At 38.9% G+C, this 21,755-nt stretch carries 27 protein-coding genes and 1 other annotated feature; of the genes, 5 read left to right on the forward strand and 22 right to left on the reverse strand.

The window, feature by feature from the left end:
* Positions 1–40: 40 nt before the first annotated feature.
* Positions 41–241: a binding site (T-box leader), on the reverse strand.
* Between the two features lie 244 nt (positions 242–485).
* The 15 genes from RL70_RS07780 to RL70_RS07850 all read right to left on the reverse strand — a co-directional run bounded on the left by RL70_RS07780 (position 486) and on the right by RL70_RS07850 (position 14,685).
* Positions 486–1,289 carry a hypothetical protein gene (locus tag RL70_RS07780; protein ID WP_039042857.1) on the reverse strand — a complete coding sequence of 268 codons (804 nt, stop codon included), beginning with the start codon at positions 1,287–1,289 and terminating at the stop codon, positions 486–488.
* Between the two features lie 918 nt (positions 1,290–2,207).
* A complete protein-coding gene (locus RL70_RS07785) occupies positions 2,208–3,815 on the reverse strand; it encodes a catalase (protein ID WP_052245853.1) in 1,608 nt (535 codons plus the stop codon).
* Between the two features lie 681 nt (positions 3,816–4,496).
* On the reverse strand, positions 4,497–5,054 hold the full coding sequence (locus RL70_RS07790) for an isochorismatase family protein (protein WP_039042859.1): 558 nt from the start codon (positions 5,052–5,054) through the stop codon (positions 4,497–4,499).
* A gap of 118 nt (positions 5,055–5,172) precedes the next feature.
* A complete protein-coding gene (locus tag RL70_RS07795; RefSeq protein ID WP_156137948.1) occupies positions 5,173–5,379 on the reverse strand; it encodes a hypothetical protein in 207 nt (68 codons plus the stop codon).
* A gap of 89 nt (positions 5,380–5,468) precedes the next feature.
* Positions 5,469–6,203, reverse strand: coding sequence for a hypothetical protein (locus RL70_RS07800; protein WP_039042861.1), 735 nt, complete (start codon positions 6,201–6,203; stop codon positions 5,469–5,471).
* Between the two features lie 410 nt (positions 6,204–6,613).
* Positions 6,614–6,988, reverse strand: coding sequence for a hypothetical protein (locus tag RL70_RS07805; RefSeq protein WP_039042862.1), 375 nt, complete (start codon positions 6,986–6,988; stop codon positions 6,614–6,616).
* Between the two features lie 114 nt (positions 6,989–7,102).
* Positions 7,103–7,513 carry a hypothetical protein gene (locus RL70_RS07810; RefSeq protein ID WP_052245849.1) on the reverse strand — a complete coding sequence of 137 codons (411 nt, stop codon included), beginning with the start codon at positions 7,511–7,513 and terminating at the stop codon, positions 7,103–7,105.
* A 579-nt stretch (positions 7,514–8,092) separates the two neighbouring features.
* The gene (locus RL70_RS07815) at positions 8,093–8,233 is read right to left on the reverse strand and encodes a hypothetical protein (protein WP_039042885.1); all 141 of its coding nucleotides are present in this window, start codon (positions 8,231–8,233) and stop codon (positions 8,093–8,095) included.
* A gap of 399 nt (positions 8,234–8,632) precedes the next feature.
* Positions 8,633–9,049: a hypothetical protein gene (locus RL70_RS07820; RefSeq protein WP_039042863.1), complete on the reverse strand. Its 417-nt coding sequence runs from the start codon at positions 9,047–9,049 to the stop codon at positions 8,633–8,635.
* 71 nt (positions 9,050–9,120) lie between these two features.
* The gene (locus RL70_RS07825) at positions 9,121–9,660 is read right to left on the reverse strand and encodes a DUF1572 domain-containing protein (RefSeq protein WP_039042864.1); all 540 of its coding nucleotides are present in this window, start codon (positions 9,658–9,660) and stop codon (positions 9,121–9,123) included.
* A gap of 177 nt (positions 9,661–9,837) precedes the next feature.
* Entirely contained in the window at positions 9,838–10,248 is a 411-nt protein-coding gene (locus RL70_RS07830) for a DUF4181 domain-containing protein (RefSeq protein ID WP_082003360.1), read from the reverse strand.
* Between the two features lie 118 nt (positions 10,249–10,366).
* Positions 10,367–10,558, reverse strand: a complete 192-nt coding sequence (locus RL70_RS07835; RefSeq protein ID WP_039042866.1) for a hypothetical protein — start codon at positions 10,556–10,558, stop codon at positions 10,367–10,369.
* A 176-nt stretch (positions 10,559–10,734) separates the two neighbouring features.
* Positions 10,735–12,528, reverse strand: a complete 1,794-nt coding sequence (glmS, locus tag RL70_RS07840) for a glutamine--fructose-6-phosphate transaminase (isomerizing) (RefSeq protein WP_039042867.1) — start codon at positions 12,526–12,528, stop codon at positions 10,735–10,737.
* A gap of 488 nt (positions 12,529–13,016) precedes the next feature.
* A complete protein-coding gene (locus tag RL70_RS07845; protein WP_039042868.1) occupies positions 13,017–14,201 on the reverse strand; it encodes an NAD(P)/FAD-dependent oxidoreductase in 1,185 nt (394 codons plus the stop codon).
* Positions 14,202–14,235: 34 nt separating this feature from the next.
* Positions 14,236–14,685: a DUF1641 domain-containing protein gene (locus RL70_RS07850; protein WP_052245850.1), complete on the reverse strand. Its 450-nt coding sequence runs from the start codon at positions 14,683–14,685 to the stop codon at positions 14,236–14,238.
* 243 nt (positions 14,686–14,928) lie between these two features.
* Between RL70_RS07850 and RL70_RS17525 the strand changes: the two genes are divergently transcribed.
* From RL70_RS17525 to RL70_RS07860, 3 genes are all read left to right on the forward strand, one after another.
* Positions 14,929–15,084, forward strand: coding sequence for a DUF1540 domain-containing protein (locus RL70_RS17525; RefSeq protein ID WP_081760197.1), 156 nt, complete (start codon positions 14,929–14,931; stop codon positions 15,082–15,084).
* Between the two features lie 93 nt (positions 15,085–15,177).
* A complete protein-coding gene (locus RL70_RS07855; protein WP_039042869.1) occupies positions 15,178–15,612 on the forward strand; it encodes a hypothetical protein in 435 nt (144 codons plus the stop codon).
* Positions 15,612–15,890, forward strand: coding sequence for a DUF2653 family protein (locus tag RL70_RS07860; RefSeq protein WP_369795213.1), 279 nt, complete (start codon positions 15,612–15,614; stop codon positions 15,888–15,890). The genes RL70_RS07855 and RL70_RS07860 overlap by 1 nt, the downstream gene beginning before the upstream one ends.
* Positions 15,891–15,935: 45 nt before the next feature.
* Here RL70_RS07860 and RL70_RS07865 read toward each other — a convergent pair whose 3' ends face one another.
* From RL70_RS07865 to RL70_RS07880, 4 genes are all read right to left on the reverse strand, one after another.
* The gene (locus tag RL70_RS07865) at positions 15,936–16,538 is read right to left on the reverse strand and encodes a superoxide dismutase family protein (protein ID WP_039042871.1); all 603 of its coding nucleotides are present in this window, start codon (positions 16,536–16,538) and stop codon (positions 15,936–15,938) included.
* 129 nt (positions 16,539–16,667) lie between these two features.
* On the reverse strand, positions 16,668–17,171 hold the full coding sequence (locus RL70_RS07870) for an antibiotic biosynthesis monooxygenase (RefSeq protein WP_039042872.1): 504 nt from the start codon (positions 17,169–17,171) through the stop codon (positions 16,668–16,670).
* Positions 17,172–17,262: 91 nt separating this feature from the next.
* Positions 17,263–17,442 carry a hypothetical protein gene (locus tag RL70_RS07875; RefSeq protein WP_039042873.1) on the reverse strand — a complete coding sequence of 60 codons (180 nt, stop codon included), beginning with the start codon at positions 17,440–17,442 and terminating at the stop codon, positions 17,263–17,265.
* 216 nt (positions 17,443–17,658) lie between these two features.
* A complete protein-coding gene (locus RL70_RS07880) occupies positions 17,659–17,961 on the reverse strand; it encodes a YunC family protein (RefSeq protein WP_039042874.1) in 303 nt (100 codons plus the stop codon).
* Between the two features lie 99 nt (positions 17,962–18,060).
* Here RL70_RS07880 and RL70_RS17855 point away from each other — a divergent pair, with 99 nt between their 5' ends.
* Positions 18,061–18,213 carry a hypothetical protein gene (locus RL70_RS17855; protein WP_156137949.1) on the forward strand — a complete coding sequence of 51 codons (153 nt, stop codon included), beginning with the start codon at positions 18,061–18,063 and terminating at the stop codon, positions 18,211–18,213.
* 40 nt (positions 18,214–18,253) lie between these two features.
* Here RL70_RS17855 and RL70_RS07885 read toward each other — a convergent pair whose 3' ends face one another.
* Positions 18,254–19,111: a YitT family protein gene (locus tag RL70_RS07885; RefSeq protein WP_039042875.1), complete on the reverse strand. Its 858-nt coding sequence runs from the start codon at positions 19,109–19,111 to the stop codon at positions 18,254–18,256.
* Positions 19,112–19,452: 341 nt separating this feature from the next.
* Between RL70_RS07885 and RL70_RS07890 the strand changes: the two genes are divergently transcribed.
* The gene (locus RL70_RS07890; RefSeq protein ID WP_052245851.1) at positions 19,453–20,442 is read left to right on the forward strand and encodes an LCP family protein; all 990 of its coding nucleotides are present in this window, start codon (positions 19,453–19,455) and stop codon (positions 20,440–20,442) included.
* A 48-nt stretch (positions 20,443–20,490) separates the two neighbouring features.
* On the opposite strand, the gene RL70_RS07895 is transcribed toward RL70_RS07890, so the two are convergent.
* Both RL70_RS07895 and RL70_RS07900 read right to left on the reverse strand, forming a co-directional pair.
* Positions 20,491–20,976 (reverse strand): cupin domain-containing protein, encoded by a 486-nt coding sequence (locus RL70_RS07895; protein ID WP_039042876.1) that lies wholly within the window; start codon positions 20,974–20,976, stop codon positions 20,491–20,493.
* Positions 20,966–21,745: a hypothetical protein gene (locus tag RL70_RS07900; RefSeq protein WP_039042877.1), complete on the reverse strand. Its 780-nt coding sequence runs from the start codon at positions 21,743–21,745 to the stop codon at positions 20,966–20,968. The genes RL70_RS07895 and RL70_RS07900 overlap by 11 nt, the downstream gene beginning before the upstream one ends.
* Positions 21,746–21,755: the final 10 nt, after the last annotated feature.

Consider the following 21,755-nt stretch of genomic DNA (forward strand, 5'->3'; position numbering starts at 1 on the left):
ATATTATAGAACCAATAAAAAAGCCTCCTTCCCTCAAAATTGAAGGGACGGAAGCTCCGTGGTACCACCCAAATTAGCAGAAAAATCCTGCTCACTCATTATAGATAACGGCCAAAACCGGACTAATACATCGTCAGCTCCCTGTTTGTAATTCGTTATTGCACCTTGCTTGGTTCGCACCTACCACCAAGTCTCTGTTTCCAAGGTTACAAAACTACTTCGAACAGTTCATCACATTTTTCAATATCATAAATTGTTTAGATTGAATTGTCAATCAGTATATCGGATATAAGAAACAATTTCTAAGCTCTTCAAATCTACCTATCAAAATCCACTTTAGAAAATTCCGTCTAAAATGTTTGAATTTTATTATTGGATACAAATTTAATTTTTCTATAAAGATGGTTAGTCTATAAATTCCCCATCATCGCATCAAGTAAATTGAAGAGTCCACTACTTATAAGCAGTGGATTTCCATACTTGAGTTATTCGTTGAGGTAGCTGTAGAGCTTGCTAATAAGATCATTGTCAACATCAATTATATAGTGAGAGCCTAGTATCTCATTCAATGCTCTAACTATATTCAAAGCATTCTTATAAGCGTTTTTTATTTCATTCTCCTCTAATTTCGAGGTTATTGATACATAGTCTTGATACGACTCTATACTTATATCTTCTTCTAAATTTTTGGTACTGTTTAGCCATCGTTCAACCATATTTTCCTTTACCCTTATCATTTGTAGTATATATTTTTGCACATGGGTTAATGACTCCAGAGAACGGGCTAACTCTCCTCTTCTCAGAACGTTTACACCCATCAACCAGGCATTCACGAAGTTATTAAATGCAAAGTTTACATTTTCATCGGTCGTTCGATCTGGTCCAGGTCCGCCTAAATTATAAAGCAAAGTCTTTAATTGCTCCGTAGAATCATAAATATACATAGACTCAGGATCAGGAAAAACTCCAGTAGGCTTAAAATCTTTTATGACTTCTATTTTTGATACTGGTAGAAAATGAAATTCTCCGCGTACCATATTTGAAAAAATCACTACCTCTGTGCCATACTCATTGAAAAAGATTAAGTCAGCTGGATAGACTTCAGAAATCCAAACTCCTGAACTAAAATTATCCATTTCATCATCTTTAATGAATATATAAAATTCAACATCAGAGTACTGATCTCCTTCACCCTTTGTGAAAGAACCGTACATCATACATGCTGAAACCAATTCATCTTCACTACATTTATCTCTAACACTTTGAATAATTTTATTTTGAACTAACATATCTCAATCTCCTTATCTAATAATTTTCTTTTCAGATAAGGGATTTTTCAACTACTGGACAGCATGAGCAACACATGTATAATGCCCCTTCCATTACTTATTCAGGATGAGTATAACATAAAATATGAATGATTGTAATTTCAGTTAATCCTTTTTATATCCATTAAGAGGAATAGTAATGTGTTTTGAAAAAATATAATACAGACTTGTGAAATGTTAGGATTTACTGACCCTTTACACATTAACTCCATTGGATTCTTCATACGGTTTTACGATAGATTCTAATTAACCGAACTTTTCATCGTGTTTTTTGCATCTTTGTAATTTTTAGTACTACTAATTCCACATAGTCATAAAATAAATAAAGAACTTATTAAGGATATATATTCCATCATTGTTCGAGGTTTATTTTCGCCCTAAATATTAATTTTTCAGCAATAAGTATGCTTCAATTTCATTGTGGGGAATTGCATCTTTTGTGGGTGTACTTTATTCTGTTGCAATTATGTATTAAGTCTCACCAAATTTAATTTTCCCATCCGGATATGTATTTTCATACAAGCTTTTTTTGCTTCCTCCACGGGGAAATCTAAATGGCCACGCTTTATTTTAAAATCATAATTATATCATAATAAAGTTTCGTTCTAATTTGTGATTGAATTACGCTATATACAGGCGGACATCACTAACTGTCTTCACCGCAATATCAGTGCGATTTCGAACAGCTCAGAAAAAAACTAAACCTATCCGTCAACGATAGTATATTAAATTATAACAATCGCCTCTCCCATTCTAATTTTCAATCCTGATTCACCAAAAGAATTTGTTATGTATTCAATCTTATATTTCGCACAAACACTCTATATTAAATAAACCTCACGCATCCATTGAATGTGTGAGGTTCCTTAGTTTCAGTTATTAATAAGGATCTGCTTCATGTCCTTTTTCAACTGCATCCTCCACCGCTTCTTTTGACTCAGGAGTCCCTTGTCCAAATTTCGACTTCCCTGAATCACGCCCCGGAATGTCGGATCCAGCAGTTGTTTCTTTCATTTCTCTTACTTTTTTCTCAATGCCTTCTTTGACGAGACGGCCGTATTCTTCATCTGCTTCGGTGAAGTGTTCAATCATAGCTTCTTGAATACGGGAATCGCATGCCGATAGTGCCTCTGAAAGATTGTGAATCAATTCTTTTCGCTCCCAATCCTCGAACTGACGGAACGTTTCACCCGCTTGCCCATAATTATTCGGACGGTCGATTGGCGCACTCATGGCTGCTGCGTTATACGTTGGTCGATGTGGCGGTCGAGTATCCTCATGAGCTTCCTCAAATCCGCCAAGCATGGATGGTTCATAATTGATATGAGGATTTTCACCGGACTCACGGGAATCGCGAATATCCATCTGTCCCCGTTGCTGATTGGTGCGGACAGCCGCTTTAGGTGCATTGACAGGTAGCTGCAAATAATTGGTGCCTACTCTATGACGCTGCGTATCCGAATAGGAGAATGTCCGACCTTGTAGCATCTTGTCATCTGAGAAGTCCATACCATCCACAAGCACTCCAGTTCCGAAGGCAGCTTGCTCAATGTCCATATGGAAATCCTCAGGGTTACGATCCAATACCATACGTCCCACCGGCAACCAAGGAAATTGATCTTCCGGCCAGAGCTTTGTATCGTCGAGCGGATCGAAATCCAGTTCAGGGTGGTATCCGTCTTCCATAATCTGCACAAATAATTCCCATTCCGGATAGTCTTCACGCTCTATCGCTTCATGCAAATCCTGTGTAGCATGTCCTACATTCTTCCCTTGAACTTCATCTGCATCATCCTGTGTTAGATTACGAATACCTTGTTTCGGTTCCCAATGATATTTGACCAGTACAGCCACCCCTTTTTCATTCACCCACTTATACGTATTCACACCTGATCCTTGCATGTGACGATAGGTCGCAGGGATGCCCCATGGCGAGAACAGAAAGGTAATCATATGGATAGACTCCGGAGTTCGAGACACAAAGTCAAACATCCGTTGCGGATGCGGAACATTCGAGACAGGGTCAGCTTTGAACGCGTGAATCATGTCCGGAAACTTCATGGCATCACGGATGAAAAAGATTTTCAAATTATTCCCGACCAAGTCCCAGTTTCCGTCTTCGGTATACATTTTCACCGCAAATCCCCTTGGATCCCGTGCAGTTTCAGGAGAGTCTTTTGCTCCTGCCACAGTAGAAAAACGAGCCAATAGGGGTGTTCGTTTCCCTTCACCTGAAAACACTTTGGCACGGGTATACTTCTCCACTGGCTCATCCCCCGCCTTGCCATAAGTTTCAAAATAACCAAATGCACCAGAGCCCCTCGCATGGACGACACGTTCCGGAATTTCTTCACGATCAAAATGAGAAATCTTTTCTATGAAATGATAATTCTCAAGTGTTGCAGGACCACGGTCTCCAATCGTCCGGATGTTCTGATTATCTTTCACAGGATGCCCTTGGCGCGTAGTGAGTGTTTCCCGTTTCATCTCTTTTTTATTCTGCTTAGTCTTATCCTTCTTCAACAGAACTCCTCCTCAACCAATGTTCTCAGAAAATGATAAATGAACCTTTTCCTAATTTAGTTACAGTTCACTTATAGAGACAGCTTATCCATAAAAAGTTTAAAGGAAACTCATTTTTTGATCGTGGCTTTGTTATTTGAAATTCAAAATGCATTTCGTGCAATCTCATCATGAAGTTGCTTAATAGTTCCAAGCGTGCGTCCACATTGCACATCTCCTTTTTGGCATGCAGATGAATCTATAGATATGAACAGCCACTTAAACTTAAGATTTCAAATGACCCTGGCTGAGAAGTTCTTAAATAATATAATCCCTCTACCCCCCCGCTTTTAATTTCAAGCCATCCAAAATAATTACTAGTGCCCCAAAGACATTTAGAAAGAATAATCTTTCGCTTATTTAAATCATAAGAAGACTATCGGACAACTCTGGAGAACTCATTAAAAACTTAAATATCTTATATTAAAAAGCGCTCCTACTATGTTTAGATAGAGATATTATAGTTGAACTAAAAAGCCTGCATCTTAGATCACAAAGTAATCAGAGATACAGGCATTTGATTATTCTTACTTCACTAAATTAAGCGATTCAAAGGCAACCCTTATGCATTAATCGCCCCATTTGATGAAGAAATTATAAATATCATTATCGAAACTCATTGTGATTTGGAACAAACAAATTTTCACTTACATTTCTAACCACTGAAAAATTATCAACGTTGTAATGTCCATGAAGAGCTTCATTATGATGGGCTATGATTTGCTCAGCAGTTAGAGATTGGGAGTCCGTTGTTGAATGACTATCGCCTACTAAGGTGACATCGAAGCCACTTACTGTTGCCGTTCTAACCGCAGTATCAATACAATGCTCCGTTTTGCAGCCCATTATAACAAGATGCTCAACCATGTTATCTTGTAAAAAAACCAATAATGGAGTTTCATAAAACGAATTTGTCGCCTCTTTATCAAATGTCTTAGAATCTTTAGGGATATGAATATCAGAATGGATCTCGAATCCCTTACCTATGCCTTCAGCAACATCTTTATCTCTTATGAAGACAACAAAACTATCCGATGCACTTGCTTTTTCTACCACTGTATTAATATTATCCAACAATGAAGTCTTATTATAGACGCTACATTCTTTTTCATTACCATCAATTAGTTCTTGTTGTGCATCAATAACTAGTAAAGCTTGTTTCAATAAAAAAACTCCCTTTTATTTAAAATTTATTTTCCCTCATTATCTCGTAAACTACCCCTATTAATGAATGGGAGTAGACTCTAAATGCCAGAATCTCCACCAATTATAGTAATGCAATTCAGTCTTCCTTCTCTTCTTTTTTAACTATATAACCTAGCAAAAACCCAAATAACGCAACAATTATGTATTGCATATCAAAGCTCTTTGTAAAGAAGCTGATAATTAACCAACCTACAATCATTCCTGCTATTGCTAAAATCACATTTTTAGACATCCCTTGTTCTCCTTCCTTATCGTATTTCTTCGCTCCTGTAATCTTCTTCAAAATGGCTCTATTCTTGCACATTGTTGTACAGTAAAAGCCCCCAATGGTGGCACAATCAAAATTAATTTCCTATTACTTCACTAATTTAGTCACAGAGGAAGCTTACTAGCTAGGATATATTCACGAACGAACTGCAACATCTTTTTCTGCATTTCGGTAACATTCTTTTCATTATCCAATAAATACCCTATGTGATAAATGTGTCCGTTGTAGTATGCATAGAATTCATTAGCAGCAGTCCCTGTGGCGATTATTCCATTTTCATTTTCTTCATAATACGTAAATAGCAACGCACTATTCGTTGTCAGGACTTGCTGATAGATAGAAAGATTTTCCGTTAGCTGCTCTTTTATAAGTTTGTTTCCTACCGAGTCAACCTGATCAGTTATATCGTATAATTCTATCGGATTTTTATCTGCTTCAGTCACTGAAACGATAAAGAAATCATTAGTTTGTTCGTACTCATCCATACCAAGATAGCTTAATTGTACCTGGTGCTTTATTTTTCCGTTTTTATCTTTCGACTCCACTAGATAAGCTTTCTCTTCATCCACTTTAAACGGCAGCTTGTCTGAGTCAATTTTATTCATAGTATCTTTTATTTGTATCGGCAAGGATGATCCTTCTTCATTTATTAGAAAAGGCTTGTAGTATGTAATATGCTCCCTTTCATCTAAACCATCATAAGCTTTGAAATACTCGCTATAAGTTAGTCCATTCCCTTTCACTTTAATAAGTTCAGATTTATCGATTGAACATCCTAACAGTATAGAACTCGTAAAGATCAATGCGAATAATAAGCTAGTTAATTTTCTGTTTGTCATACTCAGTTCTCCTTCATTCCAAAATGATCATCAGACTAGCATAATTAATGTTTCCATCTAACAAGTGTACATTCTTCAATTTAGCTCTAATACTGAAAAAGGGTGCAATTCTTCTTCGAGAAATGCATCCAATTGAAGCATAAACCTTATGAAACAACTGTATTCATTACTTGAATGTCTGATAATGGTAGGTCAGGTGTAAAGGTATCAATTGCAATACTAATAAGTAATATAGTCCATAGAATCATAATAATTATATTCCCTATTCTGATTAATTAATTTGAACATCAGACAATAGCCCCCGATTGTAGTCTTGTACTTATTAATAAAAAGCTATTAACTCTTGTTTTCCCAAAAAATATTTTGTTCGATAATAAAAAAATATAGGTGTAGCAAGTTTTGAAGTTAATCTAATTTAAAATTCTATAAATCTCTTCTGCCGAGTTTATAACATAAACTGTATGCGTATTGCTCTTTTTCATCACAGTTGCCCGTTTAGAATTCTCGTGTATCCACAAATAGTATTCTTTATTTTTTATTTTCAAGATATGAGTAGGATCAGCCATATCTGCTACTCCGCTTATCCTTTTAGCCCTTCTTATAGATTTTTTAATTGTTTTTATATCACTTTGGTTCGTGATTTTTTTAAAAGAGTTTGGCTTAACTGTATCAAAATCTACTAATTCTCGACTTTCAATGTTAGGGGTGTAAATGAAAAACATGTAACTAGAAAGTAAAATAAGGACGAGAATAAAGATACCACCTAATTTCTTAGTAAATTGCATCTTAGCCCTCCGTTTCTATCATCAATTTGGCCCTTATGTAAATCATATGCAATTCCTTGTGCCAGAATTGTCCCCAATAGTGGAAGATAGCTCATTTAAAACGCTCTGTTATCTTTATGAAAAGTTGACTTTCTTTCCAAATATAGAATTGCCGATGACATAAAATATTGTAATGATGATAGCACTAACAGTTGGATAGCCGATATAAACCGCCAGACTCGTATGTTCAACTAAACTAAATTCTCCCCATTCAAGCCATAAACGCCAACCCATTCCAAGGCCGTTTAAAATTATACAAATCGTAAAAACAAACCATATTCTATCTTTAAATAAGCCTACAAATATGTTTGCTGCAATGAAATACATTAATAATGTCAAAGCCATAGAAGACAAACTAAACCCTTTCAGTCCGGGGATTACAAAGGTGAATGATATTCCCGAATAGAAAAGAATGGTTATAATCGCAAATATCAAAAATGTATTTCGTGATTTGCCTACCCGCTTATAGAACTGTTCTCCTAACAATAGTTTCCTCTCCAATTTCTTCATCTCGTTTTTTTATAGTGAACAATATGTTTTCAGGCTATTAACAAACGTTTAGATATTGTTCCGTTAAAGTGGCCAGTTTGATGAATGGACGCTTTATTTATAGTACTCGCCGTTGCTTGGAGCGGAAGACGGACGACTCCGGAGGGATCAGCGTGCGCCTTGAGACCCCGCAGAGAGCGTTTTTGCGACCGAGGAGGCTCAAGCCACGCCCCTCGGAAAGCGTTCCGTCTGGAGCGCAAAGCAACAATCTGCATACTAGATAGTGGCCCGATTGCGGTGTTGGAGCATTTGTTTATAATACAAACGCACCCGAATGTTTATATCTATCAGTTTCTCATTTCCCAATATCTATTTTGCCTCTCTATTCTCTTTTCCACTTAAAAAATATAAAACTGCTAGAAAACCTACCAATAAAAGTACATTTACGACAAATGGATACCCCCTCGAATAATTTGTAATTGTAAAATAGACTTCCAGCGGAATAAATAATAAACAAAAGATAATGTATACTTTATTCTTCATCTACTAACAACCCCTAGTGTTAAAAGATGTTCTTTAACCAAGTACTCCGTTCTCCTCTAAGTGCATACATCCAATATTTGCTTTCTGAGTAAGGGCAATACGTGTCAATATAAAATCCGAACTGAATTGTGTGACCTTTTTGCCCATTTCTTTTTTAAATTGATAAATTTCCATAGGATCACCCCGACTGTTCAATAATATTTCTTCATGCTTTAATAGCCTATACATTTTCATTATTAAACTTTTAATATCCCTAGAAAAAACCAAGCCATTCTAAACTTACCGGCCGGTTTCAGGCACGATGATTCTTCTACAACTGCACCCGATAATAGAGATAGATTTTTGAAAGGATTACTGATTTTCAATAAACTCCCGCTCTATCTCTACAACTTATTTATTCTTATCTAAGAATAAGAAATCGTCAGCCTATTTGAATGCACAAATATATTACTTTTCTGCTATAAATACATACCTGTCTTCCACCAGCCAATCGTCAGATTCGATCGATTTTGTCTTCAATCCTGTCAAGCTGCCGTGTTAGTGTTGCTTCAACCCTTGAACTGCTGCAATTCGTCAGTCCACAGTGAATGATTCTTCCTGTCCATCCCACCTGATGGTAATAAGAATCTTGTCATCTTTCTCGATAGCGGTCTCGCCAGTTTCTTGCCCTTTAAGCGAAAATGTCTTATTTTCGGGAAGGTCAGGAAAACGCTGCTCTGTGCTCGCGCCTATTAAATCTGTTTCATAGACATATTCCAATGTATTCACACCTTCCAACTCCTTGGACTTCCCTTTGAATGTCACCCTCAACTCATAGTCCGTATAGGAAAGGGCCTCTGTACTCTTCTTTTTGAAAGGATGAGTCATCACGAATGTCCCCTCCCAATAATCACTTTCCCCCTTCAGTTTAACAATGCTCTGATCGTTGCAAGCACTGAGGATTCCAATCAAAACGAACAGCAAAGTGATGCATGGTAGCCATCTTTTCACAAAGTCACCTCCCGTATTTTTAGTAAGGTTAGGTCCTGCAAAGCCCTCATTTCCAGAACAAGTGTCTAATATTACTTAGACTGATGTTTTTTTAACTTCTGTTGTAAGTAATCATCTGATTTTCCGTTTGGGATGCTAAGGGTTTCCCAGTTTTCATCTTTTAATTGCTTCCCAATATAAACCATCTGACCAACGTGATAAGCATAATGAGCCAGTTGCCTTTCGATTGCTTCTAGCACAGTGTGCTTCTCACCACGAATGGTAATATTTTTCAATAAGTCTTGGTTTTCTAACCCATTCAGTGTATCAAGAAGAATAATCCAGCCTTTTTCCCAAATAGTTATCATCTCTTGTCTTGAGGAAATGTCATCTTCAAATTCCTGATCACGATTTCTAGATGCCTTTTCTCCATCCGTAGTTAAAAAGTCTGACCATCTGGAAATCATATTTCCACTTACGTGTTTTGCAATAATCGCAATACTATTTGAAGACTCGTTTAATCGCCAGTGTATATCTTCCTCTGATAATTGGCTTATTGTTTTATCTCCTAACTCTTTAACACTTTCAAATCTTTCTTTCACAATCTTCAAGTATTCACTTCCAAAATCCACAAAAACACTCCCGTCCGTTCTGAATTTCAGCCCTTTTCTCGAACAACTTATTTTCAATAATGTGTATCATTCTTACTTAAAAATCTAGCCAGTGTGATGGATAATCCTTATTTTAGATGATCTAATATTTATTCAAAGTTGAGGTCGGTTAGTGTTATTACCTAAAATAAAATACTTTCAGAAGTAATATTTTATCCAGAAGAATACACCCACTAAGGTAATTAAAGTTAAACCAAGTTGGATTAGAGAAACCTTAAAATTTTTCCTGTTTTCCGAAAACTTCCATTCTATAAATGCCTGGACAATGATTTGACTTAATACGAAAACTGCAAGAATAATAGATATTAAAAGAGGCTTTGTATAAAAAAATATTGCACTCACTATTATAGAAATCAAATAAATTATGCGCAATGTCCAATCGATTTTTTTATGGAGCTTATTTATATGATTATAAGAAAACCACTTCTTTTTATCAGCTCCCATTTTATAACGAAATATAGCTGGAATAATGCCAACTAGTAGAATAGTAAATAATAGTATTATAATAGGTTCTGTCCAAAATCCCTCTGACATTCCATAGTTCTCCATTCATATTCACCACCGTTTCTAGCTTTCTTTATCTCTTATAATAAATTTCTCGTTTAATATAATAGCCACTTTGAAGCGCAGCCTGTTTTCCACAACTCGGCCAGTTGATGTAACTTAGTTAATTTAAAAAATCATTTTTATTTTCTTTATTCTTCCAAACAATAAAAAGTAATATTCCCGGCAGAACAATAGACGCGATACCGAGACTATCGACAAACCACTGACTAAATCCAAATATCATTGCACAGATGATATAAGCAATCCATGTAAGTACCACTAGTGCTAATAAACCTGGTCGTTCTCTGCCCATAACATACACCACTTCTCTAAGTTAAAACTGGCCGGAATACCGTATAAACTTGAATCCTAAAAAGGCGTACTCCCTAACCAATCAATCACAGCTTTTCTAAATACAAATAAAAAACCTCTTTAGACAATTCTATCCAAAGAGGTTAATTTATGCAATTCTATTTAATTTAAATTTTCTTACTCCACGGTAACACTTTTCGCCAAATTCCGCGGCTTATCCACGTCACATCCCCGCTGCAATGATGCATAATAGCTCAACAATTGAAGCGGAATAACTGTTACTAGTGGCGTCAATAGCTCATGGACATGAGGCAAGATGAGTCGATCTCCTGGTTCACTGTCACCTTCCATCGAGATGATGCAAGCGTGTGCGCCACGGGCTGTGACTTCTTTTACATTACCTCGTAAATTAGGGCTGACAGTTGCTTGAGTCGCAAGTGCGATGACCGGAGTCCCTTCTTCAATCAATGCGATTGTTCCGTGCTTCAGTTCTCCTCCTGCAAATCCTTCTGCTTGGATATAGGAGATCTCTTTCAGCTTTAGCGCACCTTCTAAGCTCACATAATAGTCGAGATTACGTCCGATGAAAAAGGCGTTACGCTTATCGGTTAATAGCTCTATAGCGATTTTTTCAATCTCTTCTTTAGCATCCGTTAACGTTTGAATCGCGTTAGCTGCAATTGCTAACTCTTTTTTCAAGTCTAGCTTCCGCGAACCTCCGCCTAATGAATAAGCTGTGATCGCAAGCACTGCGAGTTGAGCCGTATATGCTTTAGTCGATGCCACAGCGATTTCTGGTCCTGCATGCAACAACAACGTATGGTCCGCTTCACGCGATAACGTAGAGCCGGGCACATTGGTCATTGTGATTGATGGATATCCTAGTGCTTTCACTTTTACAAGCACTTGTCGACTATCTGCAGTTTCGCCAGATTGTGTAATAAACAAGAACAATGGCTTTTTAGAAAGAAGTGGCATATTATAGCCAAACTCACTAGAAATGTGGACTTCAACCGGTAAACCAGCTAGTTTTTCAAAGTATTCTTTTCCTATTAAGCCCGCATGGTAGCTTGTTCCTGCTGCGATAATATAAAGACGGTCTGCATGTTGAAATGCTTGCTTGATATACGGGTCAATATCCAAAGCGCCCTCTTCCGTGCTGTAGGCATCGATGATTTTACGCATCACACCTGGCTGCTCATCGATTTCCTTTAACATATAATGAGGATATGTCCCTTTTTCAATATCACTCATATCGAGTTCCGCTGTATAAGGAGCCCGCTCGATTTTATCGCCATCAAGAGTTTCGATTACAATGCCATCTTTCCCAAGCATAACAACTTCACCGTCATGTAACTCGATGAACTGATCAGTCACTTGAAGCATCGCCATGGCGTCAGATGCCACTACATTGCACTCTTCACTTATTCCAACTAATAATGGACTGCGATTTTTCGCAACAAAGATCGTATCCGAATCTTGTTCGTCTAACATCGCAATCGCATACGAACCATGCAACAACGATAACGCTTTACGGAACGCTTCGTCTGTTGTCATTCCCGTGTTTGCAAAGTACTCAATCAGTTGGACAATGACTTCCGTATCCGTATCAGAAACGAACTGGATATCTTGCAAGTATTCACGAGTCAGTTTTTCATAGTTTTCAATGACACCATTATGGACAAGTGTAAAACGTCCAGATGCACTTTTATGTGGATGTGAGTTTTTCTGATCTGGTACACCATGGGTTGCCCAGCGCGTATGGCCGATCCCGACATGTGCATCGATTTCTTCCGTTACTGCGTCTCTTAAATCCGCAATACGTCCTTTTTCCTTGAACATTTGCACGCCTTTAGAAGTCTGGAATGCAATCCCTGCAGAGTCATATCCTCTGTATTCGAGCTTCTCCAGCCCTTTCAATAAAATCTCTGCTGCTTGGTTCTTTCCGTTATAGCCTACAATTCCGCACATAATTGTTCCTCCGCATCAGGCAGCCCGGAGTCAAAACTGTATAGGTCGTTCAGGCAGTTCTGCCCGGACTGGCCATTAAATTTGTATGATACCTGCTACATCCCTGTTGTGTCACCGAGTTACCTCTGTGTTTTAGGAACTGCATGTGATCGGGTATCTGCGATCAGGAGGCATCCGCCGAATGTTCGATGAACCTCCACCTCGTCTGCCGAGAATCTGTGCGATTTCCTCGGCGCTGGCGCTTTAATTGGTTTCCAATACTTTACGTGCATACAACTCTCCTTTTTTGCACGGACTAAATTGCCGTCATTGCTAACTATAGCGAATCTAGTTTTCTTCTGTCAAATGACGAATCGTTCTGACTATTAGCAAACAACTTAGTAAGAATATAGTATACAACTCGAATCATAATCGTTCCTTAAATAATAAAAAAGACAGTCACAGAACTCAGTATGTACTGAAGTTCTGTGACTGTCCTCTAGTATTTCTTAGTAAGCGAGACCGAATAGTCCCTTGATGTGAGTCAAGTATCGGATGTTACTTGCTTCTTTCATCAATGAAGCTGGCATTCCCTTAAGGGAAGTATTGTTTCCACCAATTGATGCTACTGCATCTTTACGGCCAAGGCTAGCAAGTGTACCCGAGTTTACTGGGTTGAACACTTCCATAGACTTGCCTGTAAGCATTGCGTACACGTTGTATCCAACAAGTTCTCCCATCTGCCAAGCGTTTTGAGCAGTTGGTGCGTATGGACGTGCTCCCTCTTCTGCAGGGAAAGCAACAGCACTGTCACCGACAACAAATACATCAGGGTGAGATTTAGATTGAAGGAATTCGTTTACTGTTGCACGACCACGGTCGACTTCAATACCAGATTCTCCAACGAGTGGATTACCAGTAACGCCACCTGTCCAAACGAATGTATTCGCTTTAATGACACGGCCGTCTTTCAGTGAAATTTCGTTGCCTTCAACGTTTGTGACAGGTAGTCCGATTAAGAACTCAACGCCACGTTTTGCAAGACTTTCAGTTGCACGCTCGATCAAGTGATCAGGTAGTACTGGAAGGATTTTCGGACCAGCTTCAACAAGCATAATCTTCAAATCAGCAGGGTTTACACCGTGCTCACGTGCAATTTTAGGCATGTTGTCTACGATTTCACCAACAAGCTCAACGCCTGTTAAACCGCCGCCACCGATCATGATTGTCGCATCAGCTTCGTCGCGAGAAGTTGCATACGCTTTGATGCGGTCGACGATGTGTTTAAAGATTTTGTTCGCTTCACTAGCGGATTTAAGAACCATACTATTTTCTTCAAGTCCTGGAATTCCGAAGTACGCTGTTTTACTACCAAGTGCAACAACTAGTGCATCATAAGTAAGTGTCTCTCCGCCCGCCAAGTTCACTTTTTTCGTATTCACGTCAAAGTTCTCAACAGTAGCGATTTTCAATTCTACTCCTTTACCAGCAAGTAGTTTTTCAAGAGGTAGTGCAACCGCACCTTCGCTAGTCGTACCTCCAGCTAATCGGTGAAGCTCTGTAATAATTTGGTGAGTTGGTGTTTGGTTAACAAGTGTGATAGTTGCATCACTTTCTGACAAGAAGTTACGAGCATTTAGCGCTGTCAAAAGACCGCCATAACCTGCTCCTAAAATAACGATGTGTTTGGTCATTGTCTAGTCCCCTTCTACTAATAGTTAGTTCAAATTATTTTGTATGGTTGCGTTGTCCAGCAATTTCAAGGTAAGCGCTCAAGAAACGGAAAACACGTTGAGCTTCAGGATCTTTGATCATCTTCATAAGACCAAACAAACCGATTGTCTCTGTATTTTTTGAAGCAAGATCTTTTGCTTCGATGACAGTCGCTGCCATATTTTTCGCAGAATCTTTTACAGGACCTACGATTTCTTTCATGAATTCAGTTGTATCGTTAACCAATACTTCGTCTGTTGCAACTGCTTTAGCAACATCATAGGATTTTGTCATTACGTCAACAAGCTCCGTTAGTTGTGGAAGTTTTTCGACAAGAGTTGTCAAAGATTCTTGAACTTCTGGTTTAAGCAACTGGTCTAGAATATCTTGTTTTTGATTGGAAGGTAACTGTGTGCCTTCTGTAGCAACGTTTGCTGCTTCTTCAGGATTGAGCGGCGTAGTCATGTGCAAATCCCCTTTTTTAGTTTAATGTATTTTGTTCTGAAGCTAGGTAAACTATGTGCTGAATAATACGTAATTTTTTTACAAATCCGCATGTCATAATCTCCTAATCAGATTACCATCAAGTCACTATACGCCTCTTTTTCATATACTTCAAGTTTTTAGTTTGGCATTTAATTAATATTTATTTACTTTGTATAGTGGCGTATGTCTTGCACATCCTATATAAAAAAGGAGGTGCTCGGAATGGGACAGCGGATTCGATGTGAAGTGAATAATTGTAAGTTTTGGTCTGAGGGAAACAAGTGTGAAGCCGACGAAATTTATGTTGTCAGCAAGAAAGGCAACCATGCAAAGTCCAGCAGTGAAACAGACTGTAAAACGTTCGTTCCTCAATTGTAAAGAGTGAACCATTTTAACTTTGAATCATTCTATTGTACAATGGTGAAGAGGATTGACATCAATCCATTACTTCATCGGAGGTTTTACTAGTTCATGAAAAAAATTGCGGCAGCGTTTTTAGCACTCACGCTCATTCTTTCACCGATTGGAACGATCGTATTTAACGATCATTCACCATCTGCAGAAGCGAAAGGCTACAAATCAGGCAAAAAAGGATTTTCACCTAACCAAAACAATTTCAACAAACCAGCAGTCGATAAGAAGGACAATACTTCCTTCACTAAAAACAACGGATCACAAGCAGCAAAACCAAAATCTGGAGGGCTGATGAAAGGCCTTATGCTTGGTGGATTAGCAGGACTTCTATTCGGAGGTTTGTTTGCCAACATGGGTATTCTTGGTTCGATTTTAGGCTTACTCGTTAATGTCTTTGCGATCATCGCTATTATCGGCGTTATCCGAATGGCTTATCTGTATTTCAAGAAAAAGAAACAGGATAAAGATGACATGCACCGGTGGCAGAACTGATGATTGAGGAACAAGACATCATTAATGCTATTTGCCTGCATCAGGCAAAAAACAAATCCGTTACACCAGAGCAAGTAGAAGTTGAACTGTTCTATGATGATGACGAAGGTTTTTATGCAGAAGCTTCTGTCAACGGGATGACCGTCAACATGAATACATTCGACATGACCCAAGCACTCAGGTTATGGATTGAAGAACAACTTCACCAAGATCCTTACGCAACGGGTATTAAATTCCTACTAGATGATGAGCGGGGAATTGTCGCCTCTCTCATGTAACTATAAAAAATGGACAACCTGATTTCTAGGTTGTCCATTTTTTTGTCACTTAATAACGCCACATGCAATACGTTCTCCCGAATCTCCGGACGGTTGAGTTTCACCGTCATCTTCCCCGGCGTGGATCACGAGTGCTGTACCAGTATCTTTCAACAAAGAATTAGGTTCATCAGTTCCCAAAGTCACATTTTTAGCCGTGAATTCATCATCTACAATCCCATCTTCTCCTACTTCCAAATTAGGCAGATCACCTGCATGTGGTCCTCCTTCCATTTCAAGTCCATGATTCTTTTCATCCGGATTAAAGTGGCCACCTGCAGATTCGAAATCAGGTGCTTCACAAACACCCGTCTCGTGGAAATGGAGTCCATGTTTTCCTTCTGGTAGTCCTTCCGCCTTTACATGCACATTGATACCCTCTTCAGTCTCTTCCAATTCTGCAGTTCCAGTAGTTTGACCATCCGCATCTTTCAAATCTACTAGAACAGTGAATGGTTCCGGTTGCATGTCATCCGCAGTTTCAGTAGCTTCATTATTCTTTTCAACATCTTTTCCTGCAATCGCCTCTTCTGAATCATCTTCAGCACCACATGCTGCCAGACCAATCATAAGAGCCAATGATGGCAAGATTATGATTTTCTTCTTCAATTTAACCCCTCCTCAGTTCAACCTATAGTGTTCTCTTTCACTTGCCTATCATTTTTAAACATTTATAACTTGCAAAACAAAAAAAACGGTTTCCCATTATGAAATGGGAAACCGGTTCTGTCTGTTCATTCAGTCTACTTTTTGGTATGTTGTCACAAACGATGGACGAGAGAATATATTTGGTTTTTTGTCAATACCTTCGTCTGTCCCACGCTTATTGTGTGCATTCGCGTAAGCTTGAGAATTTTGCCACGCTTTGAATGACGCCTCATCTTCCCACTTTGTCAAAATGACGTACGTATCGCTTTCTAATGGACGAAGTACTCGAATTGCAGAAAACCCTTCAGTATCTTCTATCTGTCTAGCGCGGCCCATGAATCGTTGTTCAAAAAGTTCTCTTCCTTCTGTAGTGACAGGAATGTTATTGAAAACTGCATAGTTTCCATTGATAATTTCACCTGAAGCATCGAGTACTGTATAAGAATCTGCTTCAGCGAACCCTGCAGTACCGTCGTTTTCTTGGATAAGTACAGCTTCGTTTCCAAGTTCCATCAGAACAAGTTGTTCTGCTGTTAAACTTTCTTTAATTGCCTTTAACTCTGTTACATCTCCGTAAGTTACATGAATATTCATATGCTGTCCCCTATCTGATTGAATGAAAAGTTGCATTTTAAAAGAGCAAAGCCGGCAGAAATCACCTGCCGGCTACATTCAGATCATTTGTTCAATGCCATGCTTGTCTTCTGCGTTCTTTGACTGCGATGATGGCCGATGAGCCTGCTAAAATCGTAATTACCAGAAGCCCCACGATCAGACCGTCCGTGAAGACTCCAGTGAAATTACGTGCTGCAAGAGCTGCTAGTGTAACGCCACAAACAATTGCAGCGAAAATGATTTTTTTCATAGCACTCACCTTTCCCATGCGCAAAAACCATTCGCTGTTGACCGCATGGCGATTATGTAGTTATTGAGATTGTTTCTCATTTTCATCATAAAACATCAGATAGGGAATCGCAACAATAATCCCCGATTTCAAACAAACTTATTGAGGTAATGTGTCAAAAACAAAACAAGAATCTCAATGAAACCCAGAGATTCTTGTTTCGTTTTCTTTTTCACACTAAATCATCTTCAACAATGCTTGTTCTCCGGTCATTCCTGCCGTAATACCCCATTCTTCCGCTTCAAGCGTCACTGATTCCAGCGGTGCCGCAAGTAACTCGTCAATTGTTTTCACACCAGTGGCGCGCCCCGCTACAATACGGCGATCTGACAGCAACCTGTTCAACAATCCAACGTCAAGTGCGCCACACATGATATACCCGTTCTCGTTTGAAACTGTCAGCAAAGTAGTTTTCGGAAGCGAAACGGAGACAGCTGTAAAACTATGCCCTTCAATTTGTACAGAAGTAACGGTTACCAACCCATCCTCCCCTTTCACTCTATAAGTATGGCGTCCACCTTCAAGCGGTGACTAAAAGCATCCATTACTACACATACTTTTTAAAAAGGAGGTTTGCAAATGGCGAAACGCAATATAGATGGTGAAAAGAAGTCAAAACCCCCTACGTTACCGGGACGTGAAGAATTCTCAGCTGATTATTCTACATACGGTGAAAAACGTGAGGCACTAAAAGAACTTTATAGAAAGTCTGAGCGGGGTAAGAGCAAGTAAAAAAACACCCTGCTGTGCTTCATAGCAGGGTGTTCCAACCTTATGTGATCGACTGACCTTCGCGACGGAAGAAACCAAAAATGCCTACAGTCTGAACGATATTTGCAAAAGCATGTGGATCGACTTCATTAATTATTTTTTCCAAATCGTACAGTTCATATCGTGTTATGACTAAGTACATCATATTCTTTTCTTCTTTCGTATATCCACCTTTAGCAGGCAAGATTGTAATTCCTCTCACCATCTGATTATGAATGGCCTCCTGTAGCTCGTCTGCTTTACGAGTTACAATCATGGCTGTCACTTTCTCATGACGCGTATGGATCGCATCAATTACTGCAGTGGATACATAAAGGGCGACCATCGTATATAGCGCATTTTCCGGTTCGTATAAAAATCCAGCTGCCACAATAATGATCCCGTTCAGTAATAAGAAATAGGTTCCAATCGGCTTATCTTGTAAACGGGACAATACCATTGCAACGATATCCATTCCTCCTGTAGAAGCTCCCAGTTTCAGGGAAATCCCGACGCCAACCCCTCCGATAACTCCGCCAAATACAGCATTGAGGATAATATCATCAGATAACGACATTACAGGAAGAACCCCCATAAAAATCGTTGTAAATATTACAGAAACGATACTGTAAATGGTAAAACCTTTCCCTACTTTAAACCATCCCAGTATGAAAACCGGAACGTTCAATACTAAGAGGAGCACCCCTGTAGAGACAGTTATTCCTGCAAAATCAGAAAGAACACTTGAGAGTAGTTGGGCAATCCCTGCAAAACCACTTGCGTAAACGTTCGCGTTAATCAGAAATAAGTTCAATGATACCGCTAATAATAACGCACCTAAAATAACGGTAACGATTCGTTTAGCTTCAATAAAAAACATCACACATCTCCTTTCAACTATAGCCATAATTTTTTTTAGTGAATTAGAGAAACAAAAAAAGTCCTGTCAGACGGAGAAGACAAGGACAATCCGTCACACCTTTACTATAAAGGTGAGTCAACCATCTATTCAAATGCTATTATAACTAGCATACCCTCTCTATGCAATCACAATCCATACTTTCGACAGGTAGTTAACTATTGCAAAAAATCGAGTTACGTCGTATGCTTCATTAGTTAGAGACTAATAAATGATTTGAGAAAACATTTCTTGTAGAGATGCGTCCTACTTATCAAGCAACAAACCGCATATTTGCGGAACCAACTACAGGTGGTGGCACTATGAACCGTTCTGAACGCAGAACTCGTAAAAAAAAGAAAAAAATCTGGGTGATTCTACTCCTATTATTCCTCCTTATCGGTGGTGCGGCCTATTTTTTGATTGATCAGTTTAAAGCTGGACAATCCCTCGCAGGCGAAAAACCTAATAAAGGTGAAGAAGATATATTTAACGCTCCTGAACCACAATATGGGGAGATCAATATTTTACTATTAGGATCAGATGCTCGTCCAAATGACGATGAAGGACGTTCTGATTCACTGATGATTGGACACTATAATCAGGACACGAAAGAATTGAAAACAGTCTCCGTCATGCGTGATATTTACGTCGATATCCCCGGGCACGGTAAACATAAAATGAATGCAGCTTACTCATTGGGTGGCCCAGAGCTTGTTCGTCAAACGATCAAAGAGAACTTAGGGATAGACATTCATTATTATGCAGAAGTCAATTTCGATGGTTTCCCTAAGATGGTCGATGTTATTGCTCCCGATGGAATTGAAGTCGATATCCCCTATAAAATGTCTCACGGCATTAACATGACGCTAGAACCCGGCGTTCAACGTCTTAACGGGAATGAATTGTTAGGTTATGTACGATTCCGGCATGATAGCAAAAGTGATTTCGGTCGTGTGGATCGACAGCAAGAAGCTCTAGCCAAGTTAAAAACCGAAGCTTCAAGTCTACACAGTATACTAAGTCTTCCTAAGTTACTTGGAATGGCCGACAGTTACGTACACACAAACCTAGATAAGAAAACTATGATTTCAATCGGCAAAGGGTTGTTGAGCAACAAAGAATCTGGGATAGAATCCATGCGTTTGCCAATTGACGGGTCTTATGAAGATCAACGGATTCCAGGTGTCGGTGCAGTCCTAGCTATAGACTTTGATGAAAACACGCAAGCACTCAAAGACTTTTTATCAGCTGATTCTGGTGCTTCCGTTACATCTGACAAGCCTGTAGAGGTCAAAACAGATAGTGAATAAGCTAATATATTGTAAAAGACGTTCAGCCACATTCGGCTGAACGTCTTTTTATGGTGTCATCTTTTTAATAATCTCTGTATGTTGAGGAAACTGTTCTATCAACTCTTTTTCCGTGAACAATTTGAAATCCTCAAAATCAAATCCAGGCGATACCATACATCCCACGAGTGCATAGTCTCCACTTTCAATCATAGAAGAACCAAATACAGCCCCCGCAGGAACGAGGATTTGCGGTTGTTCTCCTTTTTCTAGGTCCAATCCTAGTTTCACTGATGAATACTCTCCATCAGTTGAAATCATATGGACGGTTAAAGCATTTCCATCGTGATAATACCAAAGTTCGTCTGACTGGAGCTGATGAAAATGAGAAATTTCCCCATCCGCTAACATGAAGTAAATACTTGTATAAAGCGGTCTGGTTCCCGTAGGTGTTTCAATTTTGCTTCCAGCTGCAAAAGAGCTAGCGAAGCTGCCACCTTCCGGATGGGTTTCTAACTTCAACTGTTTTGTCCAATACGCTGCATTACGTTTCATGTATGTTTTCCTCCTCTTTAGTTAAGTAACGGTCACGCCAACTTGAACGCTCATTGGTATGCACAAGTTGTTCCAACGTTTCATCCCACTGTTCTGTAAACGTATTCCAAATTCTCGCATATAAGGCATCCTGATTTGTATTGTAGATGTGAAATTCGAAACAAGGTATTTGAAACTGCTCGATTTTTTCAACTTTCAATACTTGTTCCACGACTCGTTGTCGTTCCATAGTATTGTCCTGTTCTACTAATGCAGCAAGCTCCGACTGCAAGGAATCAGTAGAAATGTCACTTGTAGCCCATTTACTTGGATCCTTTTCATATCGGAAGGGATCAAGATTTTCTTGAAGAGGTTGAGATTTCTCTACATCCAGGAATTCGTTGTGAAGTGGACTTACTACAAGTACCGACTCTTCCGCTTCCGTTTCATGAAGGAGCATTCCGGTAGTCAATTGGGAAACTCCTAATTCTGTAATTGACCAGATGCCTTTATTCACTACAAGTCCTGCACCTTTCATAATGGAAAGAAGATCTTCAACAAATAATAATTCAACACCTAACAATTGGGCAAGTTCATCTGGACGTTCTATGCTAAGTTGTTGCACAGACATCAACATCATTTTCATCAAAACATCCATTTTGGTTTTCGTTACGGTAGTGTAAGAAACAAGCACTTTGTGTGCTGTGAATCCCCACGATTGGTCAGCTAGGACTTTACAATCCAATGATTGTTGCAATTCTTTTTGCAGTCGTTTTTTCAACTCTTCCAATTTGAGTTTC

The organism is Sporosarcina sp. ZBG7A, from assembly GCF_000813425.1.
In the GTDB taxonomy this organism is placed as follows: domain Bacteria; phylum Bacillota; class Bacilli; order Bacillales_A; family Planococcaceae; genus Sporosarcina.

Excerpts from the sequence above, each read along its gene's own strand:
- glmS (WP_039042867.1), bottom strand. The coding sequence starts at position 12,528 with ATGTGCGGAATTGTAGGCTATAACGGAAAGAACCAAGCAGCAGAGATT.
- RL70_RS07800 (WP_039042861.1), bottom strand. The coding sequence starts at position 6,203 with ATGACAAACAGAAAATTAACTAGCTTATTATTCGCATTGATCTTTACG.
- RL70_RS07860 (WP_369795213.1), top strand. The coding sequence starts at position 15,612 with ATGATTGAGGAACAAGACATCATTAATGCTATTTGCCTGCATCAGGCA.
- RL70_RS17855 (WP_156137949.1), top strand. The coding sequence starts at position 18,061 with ATGGCGAAACGCAATATAGATGGTGAAAAGAAGTCAAAACCCCCTACG.
- RL70_RS07855 (WP_039042869.1), top strand. The coding sequence starts at position 15,178 with ATGAAAAAAATTGCGGCAGCGTTTTTAGCACTCACGCTCATTCTTTCA.
- RL70_RS07870 (WP_039042872.1), bottom strand. The coding sequence starts at position 17,171 with ATGAATATTCATGTAACTTACGGAGATGTAACAGAGTTAAAGGCAATT.
- RL70_RS07815 (WP_039042885.1), bottom strand. The coding sequence starts at position 8,233 with ATGGAAATTTATCAATTTAAAAAAGAAATGGGCAAAAAGGTCACACAA.
- RL70_RS07850 (WP_052245850.1), bottom strand. The coding sequence starts at position 14,685 with ATGACTACGCCGCTCAATCCTGAAGAAGCAGCAAACGTTGCTACAGAA.
- RL70_RS17525 (WP_081760197.1), top strand. The coding sequence starts at position 14,929 with ATGGGACAGCGGATTCGATGTGAAGTGAATAATTGTAAGTTTTGGTCT.
- RL70_RS07885 (WP_039042875.1), bottom strand. The coding sequence starts at position 19,111 with ATGTTTTTTATTGAAGCTAAACGAATCGTTACCGTTATTTTAGGTGCG.
- RL70_RS07830 (WP_082003360.1), bottom strand. The coding sequence starts at position 10,248 with ATGGAGAACTATGGAATGTCAGAGGGATTTTGGACAGAACCTATTATA.
- RL70_RS07780 (WP_039042857.1), bottom strand. The coding sequence starts at position 1,289 with ATGTTAGTTCAAAATAAAATTATTCAAAGTGTTAGAGATAAATGTAGT.
- RL70_RS07895 (WP_039042876.1), bottom strand. The coding sequence starts at position 20,976 with ATGAAACGTAATGCAGCGTATTGGACAAAACAGTTGAAGTTAGAAACC.
- RL70_RS07845 (WP_039042868.1), bottom strand. The coding sequence starts at position 14,201 with ATGACCAAACACATCGTTATTTTAGGAGCAGGTTATGGCGGTCTTTTG.
- RL70_RS07890 (WP_052245851.1), top strand. The coding sequence starts at position 19,453 with ATGAACCGTTCTGAACGCAGAACTCGTAAAAAAAAGAAAAAAATCTGG.
- RL70_RS07785 (WP_052245853.1), bottom strand. The coding sequence starts at position 3,815 with ATGAAACGGGAAACACTCACTACGCGCCAAGGGCATCCTGTGAAAGAT.
- RL70_RS07835 (WP_039042866.1), bottom strand. The coding sequence starts at position 10,558 with ATGGGCAGAGAACGACCAGGTTTATTAGCACTAGTGGTACTTACATGG.
- RL70_RS07805 (WP_039042862.1), bottom strand. The coding sequence starts at position 6,988 with ATGCAATTTACTAAGAAATTAGGTGGTATCTTTATTCTCGTCCTTATT.
- RL70_RS07875 (WP_039042873.1), bottom strand. The coding sequence starts at position 17,442 with ATGAAAAAAATCATTTTCGCTGCAATTGTTTGTGGCGTTACACTAGCA.